The sequence below is a fragment of the Mycobacterium sp. URHD0025 genome, assembly GCF_000426065.1.
Taxonomy (GTDB): domain Bacteria; phylum Actinomycetota; class Actinomycetes; order Mycobacteriales; family Mycobacteriaceae; genus Mycobacterium.
On the sequence record NZ_AUEQ01000007.1, the window covers coordinates 428,940 to 445,132 of the forward strand.

Here is a 16,193-nt window from a genome sequence, read left to right on the forward strand (position 1 = left end):
GGGTGGCCGCCCTGGACCCGTCGAAGTTGGCCGCACTGGTCGATGCGGCGACCGAGATCCTCGACGCGGCGTCCGTGCCGTTCATCGCCGGACACCGCGCCGAATCCGCGGTGAGCAAGCAGGGCAACGACTTCGCCACCGAGGTCGATCTGGCGATCGAACGGCAGGTGGTCCGAGCACTGACCGAGGCCACCGGGATCGGGGTGCACGGCGAAGAATTCGGCGGTGAACCCATCGATTCGCCGCTGGTGTGGGTACTCGACCCGATCGACGGCACCTTCAACTACGCGGCCGGTTCGCCGATGGCGGCGATTCTGCTGGGCCTGCTGGCCGATGGCGAGCCGGTGGCCGGCCTCACCTGGCTGCCGTTCACCGGACAGCGCTATACGGCGCTCGCCGGAGGGCCGGTGCGCGACAACGGCACCGCGCTCCCGGCACTCGGATCACCGACCCTGACCGACTCGATCATCGGGATCCAGACCTTCAACATCGACTCCCGCGGACGATTCCCCGGCCGGTACCGCGTTGAGGTGCTGTCCAATCTCAGTCGGGTGTGCTCGCGGGTGCGGATGCACGGCGCCACCGGGGTCGATCTGGCCTACGTCGCGGCCGGAATCCTGGGCGGGGCCATCAGTTTCGGACATCACATCTGGGACCACGCCGCCGGTGTGGCTATGGTCCGTGCCGCCGGTGGCATCGTGACCGATCTGGCCGGTGATCCGTGGACGTCTGAATCCAAGTCGGCTCTGGCCGCCGCGCCCGGCGTGCACGAACGCATGCTGGAACTCGTGAAATCCGCTGGCAATCCGGAGGACTACCTGTGAGCACCATCAGTGATGTCGCGACGCGGATCATCCCGTGCCTCGACGTCGACGCCGGCCGGGTGGTCAAGGGCGTCAACTTCGAAAACCTGCGTGACGCAGGCGATCCCGTCGAGCTCGCCGCTGCCTACGACGCCGAGGGCGCCGATGAGCTGACCTTCCTCGACGTGACCGCGTCCTCGTCGGGTCGGTCCACCATGCTCGAGGTGGTCAAGCGCACCGCCGAGCAGGTGTTCATCCCGCTGACCGTGGGCGGCGGGGTCCGTTCGGTCGACGATGTCGACGTGCTGCTACGCGCAGGTGCCGACAAAGTGTCGGTCAACACCGCCGCTATTGCGCGGCCGGAACTCCTGGCCGAGCTGGCCCGTCAGTTCGGCTCCCAGTGCATCGTCCTCAGTGTCGATGCTCGGACCGTGCCGGCCGGCGATCAGCCGACCCCTTCGGGGTGGGAGGTGACCACCCACGGCGGGCGCCGCGGCACCGGAATCGACGCGATCGAGTGGGCCGCGCGTGGCGCCGAACTGGGCGTCGGCGAGATCCTGCTCAACTCGATGGACCGCGACGGTACGAAGGCCGGTTTCGACCTGCCGATGCTGCGTGCCGTGCGCGCGGCGGTGGGCGTCCCGGTGATCGCCAGCGGCGGAGCCGGTGCGGTATCCGATTTTGCGCCCGCCGTGCAGGCCGGGGCGGACGCGGTGCTGGCCGCCAGCGTGTTCCATTTCCGGGAGCTGACCATCGGTGAGGTGAAGGCGGCGATGCGCGACGCAGGGATCACCGTCCGATGAGCGCTTGCGCGAAGAGCCGAGGTGCACGATGAGCGCAGCGAAGAGGACAGATCGAGGTGTCGTCCGATGAGCGCTTTGGACCCGGCCATCGCCGCACGCTTGAAGCGCAACGCCGACGGATTGTTCTGCGCCGTGGCGCAGGAGCGGTCCACCGGTCAGGTGCTGATGGTCGCCTGGATGGATGACGACGCATTGGCCCGCACGCTGGAAACCCGTGAGGCCACGTACTTTTCACGCTCCCGGAGTGAGCAGTGGGTGAAGGGCCTGACGTCGGGGCACACACAGTACGTCCACTCGGTCCGCTTGGACTGCGACGGCGACACGGTGCTGCTTGAGGTCGATCAGACCGGCGCTGCCTGCCACACCGGGGCGCACACGTGCTTCGACGCGGACGTGCTGCTTTCCGACTGACGCATTGGCGTCGAGATTGCTCTGAGGTACGAGATCAGCCAGATTTTTGTCCCTGGCTGCAGTCTCGGTGATGGTCGAAGCCGCCGAACCGCGTTGCGGTCCCCATGCTTGTCGGTGGTGTCGTTGACAATGGCGGGGTGACTGAGAGCGCTGGGCCGGCCAACGGCGATTCTGCCGCGGCCCGCAAAGCGCGCGGTGCGTTCTTCACCCCACCGGAGATTTCGCGTTACCTCACCCGGTGGGCCATCCGGTCCGCTGATGACGCGGTGTTCGAGCCCGCGGCAGGGGAGGCCGCGTTCGTGGTCGAGGCCGTCACCCGGTTGGCCGAATTGGGCGTTACCCAGCCGAGAGTCGACGGGGTGGAACTCCACGCGGCCAGCGCGGCCACCGCCCGCAGGCGCGTCGCCGCGGCCGGCGGCACGGCCCGCATCAGGACGGCCGACTTTTTCACGATCGAACCGCGTGCTGGATACACCGCGGTGATCGGCAACCCGCCCTACATCCGTTATCAGGATTTCCGCGGCGCCACTCGGGCGCAGTCCCGCCGAGCAGCGCTCAAAGCCGGGGTGACCCTGTCGGGCCTGGCATCGAGTTGGGCGGCGTTCACGGTGCATGCGGCGTTGTTCCTGAAGCCCGGCGGCCGGCTGGCACTGGTGTTGCCCGCGGAATTGCTCAGCGTGAACTACGCGTCGGCAGTCCGGAAGTTCTTGTTCGACCGGTTCGCCAGTGTCGAGTTGGTGATGTTCGACGAGCAGGTGTTTCCCGAGGCCGAGGCGGATGTGGTGTTGCTGCTCGCCGACGGCTATGGGGGCGGGCCTTGCGGACACGCCGTCATCCATCGGGCCCGCAACGCGGATTCGCTGAGATCTGAACTCGTACAGCGTCGTTGGTCACCTCGTGACCCTTCCGACAAGTGGGTGAGCGGCCTGATCGGTAACGCGCCGGTCGACGCGATCCATGGTCTGCACACCGATGGGCACTTCACCATGCTCGAGACGTGGGGCGATACCACGCTGGGCATGGTGACCGGCAACAACAGCTACTTCGCGCTGTCCCCGGAGCGCGTCCGTGAACTCGGGCTGCGGCCCACTGATCTGTTGCCGTTGTCGCCGCCGGGCAGCGCCCACTTGCGTGGTCTGACACTCTCCCCGGAGCAGTTGGCCAGGCTGGGGGAGGACGGCCGGTCGATCCACCTGTTCCGCCCGACCGGGACGCCCTCGGCCGCGGCGCAGCGTTATATCGACGCCGGTCATGCCGCCGGCGTGCATCTGGCCTACAAGTGCCGGGTACGTCGGCCCTGGTATCTGGTGCCGCTGGTGATTCCGGCTGACCTGCTGCTGACCTGTATGAATGCCGACACCCCGCGGTTGATCACCAATCGGGTCAAGGCTCATCACCTCAACTCGGTGCACGGGGTGTACCTGCGCGAAGGCGTTCGGACGCTGGGCCGCGACGTGCTGGGGTTGGCTGCGCTGAACTCGGTGACAGTGCTGCATGCCGAGATCGTCGGGCGCTCCTACGGCGGCGGCATTCTCAAGATCGAACCCCGTGAGGCCGACCGTTGGCTGGTGCCTTCCCCTGAGCTGGTATCTGCGCGCGCCGATGAGTTGCGGGCGGTGCGCCGCCGCGTCGGAACGCTGCTGGAGCGTGGCTCCCTGCTCGAGGCGACCCGCCTCGTCGACGACGCATTGGGATTGGCCGGCCGAATCGCCCTGGAACCCGTTCGGATCGCGCGCGATTCATTGGCGACGCGCCGGACGGTAAGGTCTCGGCGTGCCCGCTGAACCGTCGACCAAGGCCACCGCGTGGGCCATCTTCGACCGGATCGTGGCCGACGCGGCGCCGGCGGGCGTGCACACCAACCCCTGGGTCCGGGTCGCCGGTGAGCTCACCTTCGTTCCCGATTTCCGGGTTCTGCGCAAGCTGCTCGGTGTGCCGTTATTCCTGAACGCGCCGTCCACCACCGGGGTTCCGGCGTTGGCCCTCGATGTGTGGCTGGCCTACGAGCTGAGGCGCGCCGGGTTCGATCCGGATGCGGTGTGGCCGCGCCCCACCGACCCGCGCATCATGCCGGGCGCCATCGCCAACCTGCTCGAGGCACTTCCGCAAAAGGAACGCCACCTGATCGAGCAACGGCTGCGCCGGTCGATGAAAGGCGTTGCCGGGTCGAGTGCCAGCGTGCTGGGCAAGCACTACATGAAGCAGGTCGACGTGGTGATGTCGGACTGGGACACCGGCCCGGAATTGCTGATCAGCACCAAACGGATGGATTCGAGCTTCGGCAAGAATGCCGCCAACCGGGTCGAGGAGAGCTACGGCGACGCCAAGAATCTTCGGCTGCGCCACCCGCTGTCGGCCCTCGGGTTCGTCTACGGCCTGCGCTCGACGATTCTGACTACCGAGCCGGACAAGGCCGAGTGGCTCATCGACCTGCTGGGCAAGCTCGGTACCGAGGACGACGCCTATCACGCCGTCGCCTTGGTGATGATCGACTATGACTCTGAGGTCACCGAAACTGCTGACGAGGAAGTCGACAGCATCGAGAAAGCCGAACCCGACACCCTTTTCGAGATCGTTGATGTGGCCACGGCTGCGGTGGACGAAGCCCTGGCCGCTCTACCCGACATCGCGATCCGGCATGACACCGTGCCACCCGGACTGCAGCCGTCGCGGTTCCTGGCGACCATGGTCGCGCGCGTCATCGACACCACGCCGGTGACCCGGCACCGTGAGGCACGCCGACGCCGCAACAACCCGGCCGAGCCCGAGCGTCAGGCTTAGAGCACCCGCGAACTGGCCTTGGCCCGCGCACTCCATCTGCCGTCGTCATAGCCGACCGTCACCGGATGCGCGAACGCGGTCGTCACGTTGTCGGTGTTGACCACATCGCGGGCCGGTCCACTGGCCACCGTGCGCCCCTCTGCGATCAGCAGTGCGTGCGTGGTGCTCGTGGGCAGTTCCTCGAGGTGGTGGGTGACCAGGATCGAGGCCATATCGGGATGCGAGTCATCCAGTGTGTCAAGGGTTTCCAGTAGTTGTTCGCGGGCCGCCACGTCCAGCCCGGTGGTGGGTTCGTCCAGCAGTAGCAGCTGCGGATCGGCGATCAACGCCCGGGCGATCAAGGTGCGCCCTCGTTCGCCCTGCGACAGCGTCGGCCAGATCGCGTCGACCCGGGCCGAGAGTCCCACGGTGTCGATCAGCTCCTCGGCTCGGCGTTCCTGCTCGGCAGTGGGCGTCCAGTGCGCGGCGATGTCGATGGTGGCGGTGATGCCGGTGAGGACCACCTCACGCACTGTGAGTGGGTATTGCAGGCGGTGTCGGGGATTCACATGACCGATGGAGCGGCGCAGCACCGCCAGGTCGGTGCGGCCCATCTGGCCGCCGAGCACCCGCACTGTCCCCGTCGTCGGAAATGTCACGGCGGCACAGAAACCCAGCAGCGTGCTCTTGCCGGCACCGTTGGGGCCCAGCAGTGCCCAGTGTTCACCGGACTGCACGGTCAGGGAGATGCCGTCGATGATCTGCTTGCCGTCGCGGCGGAAGGTCACCTCGGTGATGTCGAGGACCGGGGTCATGCGAAAGACTCCTTCAGTGAGCTCAGATGGGTTCTGCTGGCCGCTGCGGCGGCCTCGGGATCGCGGGCGATGATCGCCTCGGCCAGCTGCTGGTGCAGGGCGTGATCGCAGGGTTCGGAGGCGATCGGCCGGATCTTGAGCATGTCGATCATGGCCAGCCGTAGCCGGGGCAGGAAGGCGTCGAACAACTGGATGAGCACTTCGTTGTGGGCCGCGGCGATCACCGTTCGGTGAAACGCCATATCCGCATCGACGTGGTCGGGTACCGACTGGCCGACCACACCGCGGGCGGCGAGGGTGCGACGGATCGCGCGCATGTCGGCGGGGGTGCGACGTGTCGCGGCCAGTGCGGCGCCCTCGGCTTCGATGGCGATGCGTGCCTCGATCACCGACACGATGGTGGCACGACGCAGCACGGTGTCCCAGTCTTCGGCGGCATCGAGCGCTGTCACGAACACGCCGGCGCCCTGGCGACTCTCCAGCACACCCTTGCCGGACAGTTCGCGGATGGCTTCGCGCAGGGTGGAGCGGCCTACGCCGAGCTGCGCGGCCAGGGTCGTCTCGCCGGGAAGACGATGGCCCAGCGGCCATTCGCCCTCGCGGATACGCGTCAGGAGGAGCTGAGCTGTCTGGGCTGCCAGCGGGTGACGCTGAACTTGGGACGTCATCACAACCTGTCTACTTGTCTGAGGAGTTGTGTATAGTCTACCCATCATGACGCGCGTCCTCCTGCTTAGCCGCCGCGGCGGGGCCTGAATCGACCGGCCCCCTGCCGTGGGGCTGTGTCGTGCCGGTCGAATTCCAACCCGACCGAAGGCGCTCTCATGACGAATCCGTCATTTCCCACCATCAACACCCCGGCCGGAGACATTCCGGCGCATGCACCCCGCTGGAATCGCCAGCGGCAGTCCCAGATGCCGTCGCACCGCTACGCCGATGTCTACGACCGCGTCGAAGTTCCTCTGGTGCAACGTGATTGGCCCACTGCCCGCATCACCGCCGCGCCGCTGTGGGTGCCGGTCGACCTGCGGGACGGCAACCAGGCGCTGGCCGAACCGATGGACCCGGCCCGCAAACGCCGGTTCTTCGAACTACTCGTCGCCATGGGCTACAAGGAGATCGAGGTCGGATACCCATCCGCATCTCAGACCGACTTCGACTTCGTCCGGCTGCTGGCCGAATCCGATATCGCGCCGCCAGACGTCACCATCGTGGTGTTCGTACCTGCGCGCCGCGATCTGATCGAACGGACGGTGGACTCGGTCCGCGGTATCGGCAACGACGTCGTCATCCACATGTACACCGCCACCGCACCCACCTGGCGCGATGTCGTACTGGGCAAGGACCGTGCCGAGCTGCGCGACTTGATCCTCGCCGGCGCGCGCGACGTCCTCGAGTTCACCGACGGCATGCCCAACGTGCGGTTCGAGTTCTCCCCGGAGGTGTTCAACCTCACCGAGCCGGATTACGTGATCGAGCTGTGCGACGCGGTGACGGAACGGTGGCAGGCCACACCCGACCGTCCGGTCATCCTCAACCTGCCGGCCACCGTCGAGATCGCCACCCCGAACGTGTACGCCGACCAGATCGAGTACATGCACCGCAACGTGTCTCGTCGGGACAGCGTCATCCTGTCGGTGCATCCGCACAACGACCGGGGGACCGGCATCGCCTGCGCCGAGCTCGCGGTGTTGGCCGGTGCGCAGCGGGTGGAAGGATGCGTGTTCGGCAACGGTGAACGCACCGGCAATGTCGACATCGCCACCCTGGCGCTGAATCTGCATGCCCAGGGCGTGGATCCGATGATCGACTTCTCCGACATCGACGAGATCGCGCGCACCGTCAGTCACTGCACCCGCATGCTGATCCATGAACGCCATCCGTATGTCGGGGACATGGTGCACACGGCGTTCTCCGGGACCCATCAGGACGCGATCAAGAAGGGCTTCGCCGAACATCGCGCAAGGGCCGTGGCCGCTGGACGGCCGGAGAGCGAAATCGATTGGCGGGTACCGTATCTGCCGATCGACCCGGCCGACATCGGTCGCGCCTACGATGCGGTGATCCGGGTCAACTCGCAATCCGGCAAGGGCGGCATCGCGTACCTGCTGGCCACCGAATACGGGCTGGAGTTGCCACGCCGGCTGCAGATCGACTTCGCCCGCCACGTTCAGGCGCACACCGACGAAAGTGGTTCCGAGGTCACCGCCGCTGATCTCTTCGACTTGTTCGAGACCACCTATCTGGACCCGGCGGGGCCGGTGCAGCTCAAGGACTGGCGCACCGGCGGTGCCGGCTCCTCCGCGGTCACCGACCTCGTCCTGATGTACGAGGGGCGCACGGTGGCCAGCAGCCATCGCGGCATCGGTCCGGTGGACGCACTGCGCGCCGCACTCGAGGAGATCGGTCATCGGATCGAGGTGCTGAGCCTGACCCAGCAGTCGATCGGTAGCACCGCCGTCACTTACCTGGAGTATCGGGCGGACGGACGCACCGGCTGGGCGTGCGGCCGCAGCGATTCGGTGCTGGCGGCATCGATGGCGGCGGTGCTGCGAGCGGTCAACGCGCCTTGAGCAACTCCAGTGCCTTGTCGGCATGGGTGTCCATGCTGATCTCGCTGGAGATCACTCCGAGGACGGTGCGGTCGGTGTCGATGACGAACGTGGTCCGCTTGACGGGCATGAGCTTGCCGAGCAGGCCACGTTTCACCCCGAACAGGGCGGCAACCTTGCCGTCGGCGTCCGACAGCAGCGGATAGTCGAAGTTCTGGATGTCGGCGAACTTGGCCTGCTTGGCGACCGGGTCGGTACTGATACCGACCCGGTTCGCACCGGCTGCGGTGAACTCCGCGGCCAGGTCGCGGAAGTGACAGGCTTCCTTGGTGCAACCGGGAGTCATCGCCGCGGGATAGAAGAACAGCACCACCGGGCCGTCGGCGAGCAGGCTCGTCAGGCTGCGAATGGTGCCGGACTGATCCGGCAGTTCGAACTCGGGAACGGTGTCACCCGTCCTCATCTGTGTCATGGCTGCCCAGGCTACGCCGTCTGCATGCCGGGCCTGTGGCGTAGATCTGGGAGGATTGGTCCCGTGCAAACCACAGCCACCCGTGGGTCGGGATCGTCGGGCGCCGGCTCATCGCTCGCCCTCACCACATCACGCGAGGATTTCCGGGCATTGGCCGCCGAACACCGCGTGGTCCCGGTGACCCGCAAGGTTCTGGCCGACAGTGAGACGCCGTTGTCGGCGTACCGCAAGCTCGCCGCCAACCGCCCCGGCACGTTCCTGCTGGAATCGGCCGAGAACGGTCGCTCGTGGTCGCGGTGGTCCTTCATCGGTGCCGGTGCGCCCTCCGCGCTGACGGTCCGGGACAACGAAGCGGTGTGGCTGGGCACCGCGCCCAAGGACGCGCCAAGCGGTGGTGAGCCGCTGGCGGCGCTGCGAGCCACCCTCGATCTGCTGCAGACCGAGGCGCTGACGGATCTGCCACCCCTGTCGTCGGGGTTGGTGGGGTACTTCGCCTACGACATGGTGCGCCGGCTCGAGCGGCTCCCGGAGTTGGCGGTCGACGATCTCGGCCTGCCGGACATGGTGCTGCTGCTGGCCACCGACATCGCCGCCGTCGACCACCACGAGGGCACCATCACCCTGATCGCCAACGCGGTGAACTGGAACGGCACCGACGAGCGGGTCGACGAGGCCTACGACGATGCGGTGGCGCGCCTGGACGTGATGACCGCTGCCCTCGGTCAGCCGCTTTCCTCCACGGTCGCCACGTTCAGCCGGCCGGTGCCCGAGCACCGCGCGCAGCGCACGGTGGAGGAATACACCGCGATCGTGGAAAAACTCGTCGGTGACATCGAGGCTGGCGAAGCCTTCCAGGTGGTGCCGTCGCAGCGGTTCGAGATGGACACCGGGGCTGACCCCATCGATGTCTACCGGATGCTGCGGGTGACCAACCCCAGCCCGTACATGTACCTGCTCAATGTGCCCAATACCGATGGTGGACTGGACTTCTCGGTGGTCGGGTCCAGCCCAGAAGCGCTGGTCACGGTGAAGGACGGCCGGGCCACCACCCATCCGATCGCCGGAACCCGCTGGCGCGGCAGCACCGAGGAAGAAGATGTGCTGCTGGAAAAGGAACTGCTGGCTGACGAGAAAGAGCGCGCCGAGCATCTGATGCTGGTCGATCTGGGCCGCAACGACCTGGGGCGGGTGTGCCGCCCGGGCACGGTGCGCGTCGAGGACTACAGCCACATCGAGCGGTACAGCCACGTCATGCATCTGGTGTCCACGGTCACCGGCGAGCTGGCCGAGGGCAAGACCGCGTTGGACGCGGTGACGGCGTGTTTCCCGGCGGGCACCCTGTCGGGGGCGCCGAAGGTTCGGGCCATGGAGTTGATCGAGGAGGTCGAGAAGACCCGGCGGGGTCTGTACGGCGGGGTCCTGGGGTACCTGGATTTCGCGGGCAACGCCGACTTCGCCATCGCCATCCGTACCGCGCTGATGCGCGAAGGCACGGCATACGTGCAGGCCGGCGGGGGAGTCGTCGCCGATTCCAACGGTCCCTACGAGTACAACGAGTCGGCCAACAAGGCCAAGGCCGTCCTCAACGCCATCGCCGCTGCCGACACATTGGCCGAGCCGTGACGCGGGCGGCGCAGGCGCTGTTCGTGGTCGCAGCCGTGGTGTTGTGGGTCGCGTCCCGGATGACCTGGGTCGAGGTGGGCTCGTTCGACGGGCTGGGACAACCCAAGACCACGACTTTGAGCGGCGCGTCCTGGTCGACGGCGTTGATCCCGCTGGCGTTGCTGGTGCTGGCCGCCGCGGTGGCGGTGCTGGCCGTGCGAGGGTGGACGCTGCGGTTGCTGGCCCTGCTGATCGCGGTGGCCAGTGCGGGCATGGGCTATCTGGGGATCAGCCTGTGGGTGATCAAGGATGTCGCGGTGCGGGCCGCTGACCTGGCAGTTGTCCCGCTGGCGCAGCTGACCGGGACCAGCCGTTCCTACGGCGGGGCGGTGTTGACGCTGATCGCCGCGGTGTGTGCGCTGGCCGGTGCGGTGATGCTGATGCGGTCGGCCAATGGTGCGAAGCGTGGTGTTGCGGGCCGCTACGCGGCGCCGGCAGCCCGGCGGGAAGCGGTCAAGAGTGACAACAGTGGTGAGCCGATGTCGGAACGAATGCTCTGGGATGCGCTGGACGAAGGACAGGATCCGACCGGTGACGGCGGCGATCGGAGACAATAAGGGCCGGTGGATGGTGAAGATGGGGCGACGGCTACCCTTCGAGGGAGGGCAACCGGGACCGGCCCGGAGGCACCAGAAAGGAACCGACGGGCGATGAGTTCGGCCACAGTGCTCGACTCCATTATCGAGGGAGTCCGCGCCGACGTTGCCGCCCGCGAGGCCGTTATCAGCTTGGCTGATATCAAGGCGCGGGCCCAGGACGCACCTCCTCCGCTCAACGTGATGGCTGCGTTGCGGGAACCGGGAATTGCAGTGATCGCCGAGGTGAAGCGCGCGAGTCCATCTCGGGGCGAGCTGGCCAACATCGCCGATCCGGCTCAACTGGCGCAGGCTTACGAGGCCGGCGGCGCGCGGATCATCAGTGTTCTCACCGAACAGCGCAGGTTCAACGGCTCACTGGCCGACCTCGACGCGGTGCGGGCGGCGGTGTCAATCCCGGTGTTGCGCAAAGACTTTGTCATCAAGCCGTACCAGATCCATGAGGCCCGGGCCCATGGCGCCGACCTGTTGCTGCTGATCGTGGCGGCGCTCGAGCAGCCAGTGCTGGAATCGCTGCTGGAACGCACGGAATCCCTTGGGATGACCGCACTTGTCGAGGTGCACACCGAAGAAGAGGCCGACCGGGCGCTGCAGGCCGGGGCCACGGTGATCGGTGTCAACGCCCGTGACCTCAAGACGCTGGAAGTCGACCGCGACTGCTTCAGCCGGATCGCGCCGGGATTGCCCAGCAATGTCATCCGTGTCGCGGAGTCCGGAGTTCGTGGAACCGCCGACCTGCTGGCCTACGCCGGCGCGGGTGCCGATGCTGTGCTGGTCGGGGAGGGCCTGGTGACCAGCGGGGATCCCCGCACCGCGGTCGCCGATCTGGTCACCGCCGGTACACACCCGTCCTGCCCGAAACCGGCTCGCTGAAACAGGCGATGAGCCGCTCGCACGAAAAGACACTCTGATGGCGGATCTCGCGGGGCCTGAATTGCCTCGTACCAGCGCAGGCGTTGCCGAACCCACCGTTCACGACCCCGACGCCCTTGGGCATTTCGGTTCTTACGGTGGGCGGTTGGTGCCCGAGGCGCTCATGGCGGTGATCGAAGAGGTCACCGCGGCATATGAGAAGGCCCGCGGTGACCAAGCCTTCCTCGACGAACTCGACCGGTTGCAGCGGCACTACAGCGGCCGACCGTCCCCGCTGTACGAGGCGAGCCGGTTGTCCGAGTTCGCCGGCGGCGCACGCCTTTTCCTCAAACGAGAAGATCTGAACCACACCGGCTCTCACAAGATCAACAACGTTCTGGGTCAAGCGCTGCTGGCGCGCCAGATGGGCAAGACCCGGGTCATCGCCGAGACCGGCGCCGGTCAGCACGGCGTGGCCACCGCCACCGCGTGCGCGTTGCTCGGTCTGGAATGCGTCATCTACATGGGCGCGGTGGATACCGCCCGCCAGGCCCTCAACGTCGCGCGGATGCGATTGCTGGGAGCCACCGTCGTCTCGGTCGAGGCTGGTTCCAAAACCCTCAAGGACGCCATCAACGAGGCATTCCGGGACTGGGTCACCAACGCCGACGACACCTACTACTGCTTCGGGACGGCAGCCGGCCCGCATCCGTTCCCGCTGATGGTGCGTGATTTCCAGCGCGTCATCGGTATGGAGGCCAGGGCGCAGATCCTCGATCAGGCCGGCCGGTTGCCCGACGCGGTCACCGCGTGTGTCGGTGGCGGTTCGAACGCCATCGGCGTCTTCCACGCCTTCATCGATGACCCGGCGGTCCGGCTGGTCGGTTTCGAGGCCGCCGGCGACGGTGTCGAAACGGGGCGGCACGCAGCGACGTTCGCGGGTGGCTCGCCCGGTGCGTTCCAGGGTTCCTTCTCCTACCTGTTGCAGGACGAGGACGGCCAGACGATCGAATCGCATTCCATCTCCGCCGGTTTGGACTATCCGGGTGTCGGGCCTGAGCATGCCTTCCTGAAAGACATCGGCCGTGCCGAGTACCGTCCGATCACCGATACCGAGGCGATGGACGCTTTCTCGCTGCTGTGCCGTCGCGAGGGCATCATTCCGGCGATCGAGTCGGCACACGCGGTGGCAGGAGCACTGAAACTGGGATCGGAACTGGGCAGCGGATCCATCATCGTGGTCAACTTGTCCGGGCGAGGCGACAAGGACGTCGAGACGGCGGCCAAGTGGTTCGGACTGCTCGATGAGGGGAGCGCGGGATGAGCCGGCTGGCAGAGTTGTTCGACGGCTGCCGTGCGGAGGGCCGTGCCGCGCTGATCGGTTATCTGCCCACCGGATTCCCCGATGTACAGACATCCATCGCGGCCATGACCGCGATGGTCCAATCCGGTTGCGATCTGGTGGAAGTCGGGGTGCCCTACTCGGATCCCGGCATGGACGGACCGACGATCGCCGCCGCCGCGGAGGCCGCGCTGGCCGGCGGCGTCCGGGTGCGCGACACCTTGGCCGCGGTCGAGGCGATCAGCAATGCCGGTGGCCGCGCGGTCGTCATGACTTACTGGAACCCGGTGCTGCGCAAGGGTGTTGACACGTTCGCGCGTGATCTGGCCTCAGCCGGTGGGTATGGTCTGATCACCCCGGACCTCATTCCGGAAGAAGCCGGCGACTGGATCGCGGCTTCCGAGGAACACAATCTGGATCGAATCTTTCTCGTCGCCCCGTCCTCGACGCCGGAGCGGCTCGCGGCGACGGTGACCGCTTCGCGAGGATTCGTCTACGCCGCCTCGACCATGGGCGTCACCGGGGCACGTGACGTTGTCTCGAACGCGGCGCCGGAGTTGGTGCGCCGCGTCAAGGAAGTGTCCGACATCCCCGTCGGGGTCGGGTTGGGCGTCCGCTCGGGAGAGCAGGCGGCCGAGATCGGCGCCTACGCCGACGGCGTCATCGTCGGGTCGGCACTGGTGTCGGCCCTGCAGGAGGGGCTGGATGCGGTGCGTCGCCTCACCGAAGAACTGGCCAACGGCGTTAGGCAGAGGATTTCAGCTTGACCACTACCGTGCTCGCGTATTTGCCCAGCCCGTCACAGGGCGTCTGGCATCTGGGGCCGGTGCCTCTCCGCGCGTACGCGCTCTGCATCATCGTGGGCATCATCGCGGCGTTGGTGATCGGCGACCGGCGTTGGCAGGCGCGCGGCGGGCAAGCCGGCGTCATCTATGACATCGCCTTGTGGGCAGTGCCTTTCGGTCTCGTGGGTGGTCGGCTGTACCACGTCATGACAGACTGGCCCACCTATTTCGGACCTTCCGGCAAGGGGCTCGGTGCCGCCTTCCAGGTCTGGCAGGGCGGCCTGGGAATCTGGGGTGCCGTCGCCCTCGGTGGCGTCGGAGCCTGGATCGGGTGCCGTTCGCACGGGATACCTCTACCGGCGTTCGGCGACGCGATCGCACCGGGAATCATCCTGGCGCAGGCGATCGGTCGACTCGGGAACTACTTCAATCAAGAGCTGTACGGCGGTGACACCACGCTGCCGTGGGGCCTGGAGATCTACAAACGGCTGAACGCCGCGGGTTTGCCCGACGATCTCAACGGCATGTCCACCGGCGAGGTCATCAAGGTGGTTCATCCCACCTTCCTGTACGAATTGCTCTGGAACCTCTTGGTTTTCGCGCTGCTCATCTGGGCCGACCGCAGGTTCAAACTCGGCCACGGCCGGCTCTTCGCGCTGTATGTCGCCGGCTACTGCGCGGGCCGCTTCATCATCGAGTTGATGCGCAGCGATCCGGCGACTGAGTTCGCCGGTATCCGCGTGAACACCTTCACCTCCACGTTCGTGTTCATCGGCGCCATCGTCTACATCATGCTCGCGACCAAGGGACGCGAAGATCCGGCGACCTTGGCCGGCAAAACCCATGACGAAGAGGACGAGTCGGCTCTGGACGAGGTCGGCAAGGAGCTGGTCGGGGCGGCGGCGACAACCGGTGTCGTTGCGGCGGCGGCGGTAGCCGGGCAGGACGATGACGAAGATGCCGACCACATGCATCCGGATGAGGTCGGCGCCGGCGAGGACGACGGAGCCGAAGCTGCTGCGGCAATCGAACTGAAGGCGATCGCCACCGACGCCGATGAAGAGGCCGAAGAAGAGGCCGATGACATCGAGGACGACGCGGATGCCGAGGCTGACGAAGCCGACGAGGTGTCCGCCGATGCCGAGATTGGTGACGAGGCCGAGGTCGAGGAACTCGAGGACGAGGCTGAGGCCCCGGTTGACGAGGAAGCCGAGGCCGAGGCTGTCGAGGACGCCGAGCTGGAAGCGGCGGAGGCTGCTGCGGAAGCTGAGTCCGAGGCTGAAGAGGTCGTCGTGGGGTCCGAGACCGACGATGAGGCCGCTGAGGTGTCCGCCGATGCCGAGACTGGTGACGAGGCCGAGGTCGAGGAACTTGAAGATGAGGCTGAGGCCCCGGTTGACGAGGAAGCCGAGGCCGAGGCTGACGAGGACACCGAGCTGGAAGCGGCGGAGGCTGCCGCGGAAGCCGAGTCCGAGGCTGAAGAGGTCGTCGTGGGGTCCGAGACCGACGATGAGGCCGCTGAGGTCTCCGCCGATGCCGACGCTGGTGACGAGGCCGAGGTCGAGGAACTTGAGGACGAGGCTGAGGCCCCGGTTGACGAGGAAGCCGAGGCCGAGGCTGACGAGGACACCGAGGTGGAAGCGGCGGAGGCTGCCGCGGAAGCCGAGGTAGCTACCGAGGAGCCCGAGTCGGCTACCGCCGAGGAGCCCACCGAGACCGAATCCGAGCCGGAATCCGAAGCCGGGGACGACGACGAGGCCGCTGCTGATACATCCGCCGACGAGCCTGAGGCCGTGGAAGCGGTTGAGGGCCTGGACGAGGCCGACACCGGTGACGAAGCTACAGAGGCGGCAGAGGAAGCGCCCGAAGAGATCGGCGTCGCCGAACCGACCGCCGACGAACCTGAACAGGACTCGGTGGAGGCGACAGCCGCGGACGAGGATTCTGAGATCGACGAGCCGATCGAAGGCGACGAGACCGAGGCCGAAGTAGACGAGGATCCCTCCGACGCCGAAGCCGAAGCCGAAGCCGAAGATGTCGCTGAGGAATCCGAGTCGGACGAAACCGAGTCCGAGTCGGACGAGCCCGAGGTGGAAACCGAGGCGACGGAGGACGAGGACTCCGAGACTGCTGATGAGGCTGACGCCGATGCAGAGTCTGAGGATGCAGATCAGGATGAGGCCGACGGTGAGGATGATGCTGTCACCGACGAGTCCGCGCCCGAGGACGACGATGCCGCAGGCCAGGTCAAAGTGAATGAATCACCCGTTGCCGTCGCTCAGCCCGAGCCGATCAAACAACGTGGCCGGGTGCGGCGCTGGTTGCGTCGTAACCGGTAAC

Annotated in this window: 15 protein-coding genes; 12 read left to right on the plus strand and 3 right to left on the minus strand. The window is 66.9% G+C overall.

Translation table 11 applies throughout. From position 1 onward, the window contains the following. Nucleotides 1-2: 2 nt before the first annotated feature. The 5 genes from H977_RS0109665 to H977_RS0109685 all read left to right on the plus strand — a co-directional run bounded on the left by H977_RS0109665 (nucleotide 3) and on the right by H977_RS0109685 (nucleotide 4,798). Nucleotides 3-824, plus strand: a complete 822-nt coding sequence (locus H977_RS0109665; RefSeq protein WP_196808197.1) for an inositol monophosphatase family protein — start codon at nucleotides 3-5, stop codon at nucleotides 822-824. Then, nucleotides 821-1,606, plus strand: a complete 786-nt coding sequence (gene hisF, locus H977_RS0109670; RefSeq protein WP_029107670.1) for an imidazole glycerol phosphate synthase subunit HisF — start codon at nucleotides 821-823, stop codon at nucleotides 1,604-1,606. The genes H977_RS0109665 and hisF overlap by 4 nt, the downstream gene beginning before the upstream one ends. A gap of 66 nt (nucleotides 1,607-1,672) precedes the next feature. After that, nucleotides 1,673-2,017 (plus strand): phosphoribosyl-AMP cyclohydrolase, encoded by a 345-nt coding sequence (gene hisI / locus H977_RS0109675; RefSeq protein WP_029107671.1) that lies wholly within the window; start codon nucleotides 1,673-1,675, stop codon nucleotides 2,015-2,017. Nucleotides 2,018-2,121: 104 nt separating this feature from the next. Beyond that, the gene (locus tag H977_RS0109680; protein WP_036475522.1) at nucleotides 2,122-3,801 is read left to right on the plus strand and encodes an N-6 DNA methylase; all 1,680 of its coding nucleotides are present in this window, start codon (nucleotides 2,122-2,124) and stop codon (nucleotides 3,799-3,801) included. Next, complete coding sequence (locus H977_RS0109685) at nucleotides 3,791-4,798, plus strand: hypothetical protein (protein ID WP_029107673.1); 1,008 nt, start codon at nucleotides 3,791-3,793, stop codon at nucleotides 4,796-4,798. Before H977_RS0109680 ends, H977_RS0109685 begins: the two co-directional genes overlap by 11 nt. Here H977_RS0109685 and H977_RS0109690 read toward each other — a convergent pair. Together H977_RS0109690 and H977_RS0109695 are read right to left on the minus strand one after the other, a co-directional pair. After that, on the minus strand, nucleotides 4,795-5,592 hold the full coding sequence (locus H977_RS0109690; RefSeq protein WP_029107674.1) for an ABC transporter ATP-binding protein: 798 nt from the start codon (nucleotides 5,590-5,592) through the stop codon (nucleotides 4,795-4,797). The two genes, H977_RS0109685 and H977_RS0109690, sit on opposite strands and share 4 nt — an antisense overlap. Beyond that, complete coding sequence (locus H977_RS0109695; RefSeq protein ID WP_029107675.1) at nucleotides 5,589-6,260, minus strand: FadR/GntR family transcriptional regulator; 672 nt, start codon at nucleotides 6,258-6,260, stop codon at nucleotides 5,589-5,591. Before H977_RS0109695 ends, H977_RS0109690 begins: the two co-directional genes overlap by 4 nt. Nucleotides 6,261-6,416: 156 nt before the next feature. Here H977_RS0109695 and H977_RS0109700 point away from each other — a divergent pair, with 156 nt between their 5' ends. Beyond that, entirely contained in the window at nucleotides 6,417-8,165 is a 1,749-nt protein-coding gene (locus tag H977_RS0109700; RefSeq protein ID WP_036475639.1) for a 2-isopropylmalate synthase, read from the plus strand. Here H977_RS0109700 and H977_RS0109705 read toward each other — a convergent pair. After that, nucleotides 8,152-8,607 (minus strand): peroxiredoxin, encoded by a 456-nt coding sequence (locus H977_RS0109705; RefSeq protein ID WP_196808205.1) that lies wholly within the window; start codon nucleotides 8,605-8,607, stop codon nucleotides 8,152-8,154. The genes H977_RS0109700 and H977_RS0109705 overlap by 14 nt on opposite strands. A 72-nt stretch (nucleotides 8,608-8,679) precedes the next feature. On the opposite strand from H977_RS0109705, the gene H977_RS0109710 reads away from it, so the two are divergent. The 6 genes from H977_RS0109710 to lgt all read left to right on the plus strand — a co-directional run bounded on the left by H977_RS0109710 (nucleotide 8,680) and on the right by lgt (nucleotide 16,192). Beyond that, nucleotides 8,680-10,239, plus strand: a complete 1,560-nt coding sequence (locus H977_RS0109710) for an anthranilate synthase component I (RefSeq protein WP_029107678.1) — start codon at nucleotides 8,680-8,682, stop codon at nucleotides 10,237-10,239. Further along, the gene (locus H977_RS0109715; protein ID WP_029107679.1) at nucleotides 10,236-10,835 is read left to right on the plus strand and encodes a TIGR02234 family membrane protein; all 600 of its coding nucleotides are present in this window, start codon (nucleotides 10,236-10,238) and stop codon (nucleotides 10,833-10,835) included. Before H977_RS0109710 ends, H977_RS0109715 begins: the two co-directional genes overlap by 4 nt. 93 nt (nucleotides 10,836-10,928) lie before the next feature. Continuing rightward, nucleotides 10,929-11,747 carry an indole-3-glycerol phosphate synthase TrpC gene (trpC, locus tag H977_RS0109720; RefSeq protein WP_029107680.1) on the plus strand — a complete coding sequence of 273 codons (819 nt, stop codon included), beginning with the start codon at nucleotides 10,929-10,931 and terminating at the stop codon, nucleotides 11,745-11,747. A gap of 37 nt (nucleotides 11,748-11,784) precedes the next feature. Beyond that, on the plus strand, nucleotides 11,785-13,050 hold the full coding sequence (gene trpB, locus H977_RS0109725; protein ID WP_029107681.1) for a tryptophan synthase subunit beta: 1,266 nt from the start codon (nucleotides 11,785-11,787) through the stop codon (nucleotides 13,048-13,050). After that, nucleotides 13,047-13,835, plus strand: coding sequence for a tryptophan synthase subunit alpha (gene trpA / locus H977_RS0109730; protein WP_029107682.1), 789 nt, complete (start codon nucleotides 13,047-13,049; stop codon nucleotides 13,833-13,835). Before trpB ends, trpA begins: the two co-directional genes overlap by 4 nt. Then, nucleotides 13,832-16,192, plus strand: a complete 2,361-nt coding sequence (gene lgt / locus H977_RS0109735; RefSeq protein WP_029107683.1) for a prolipoprotein diacylglyceryl transferase — start codon at nucleotides 13,832-13,834, stop codon at nucleotides 16,190-16,192. The genes trpA and lgt overlap by 4 nt, the downstream gene beginning before the upstream one ends. Nucleotide 16,193: the final 1 nt, after the last annotated feature.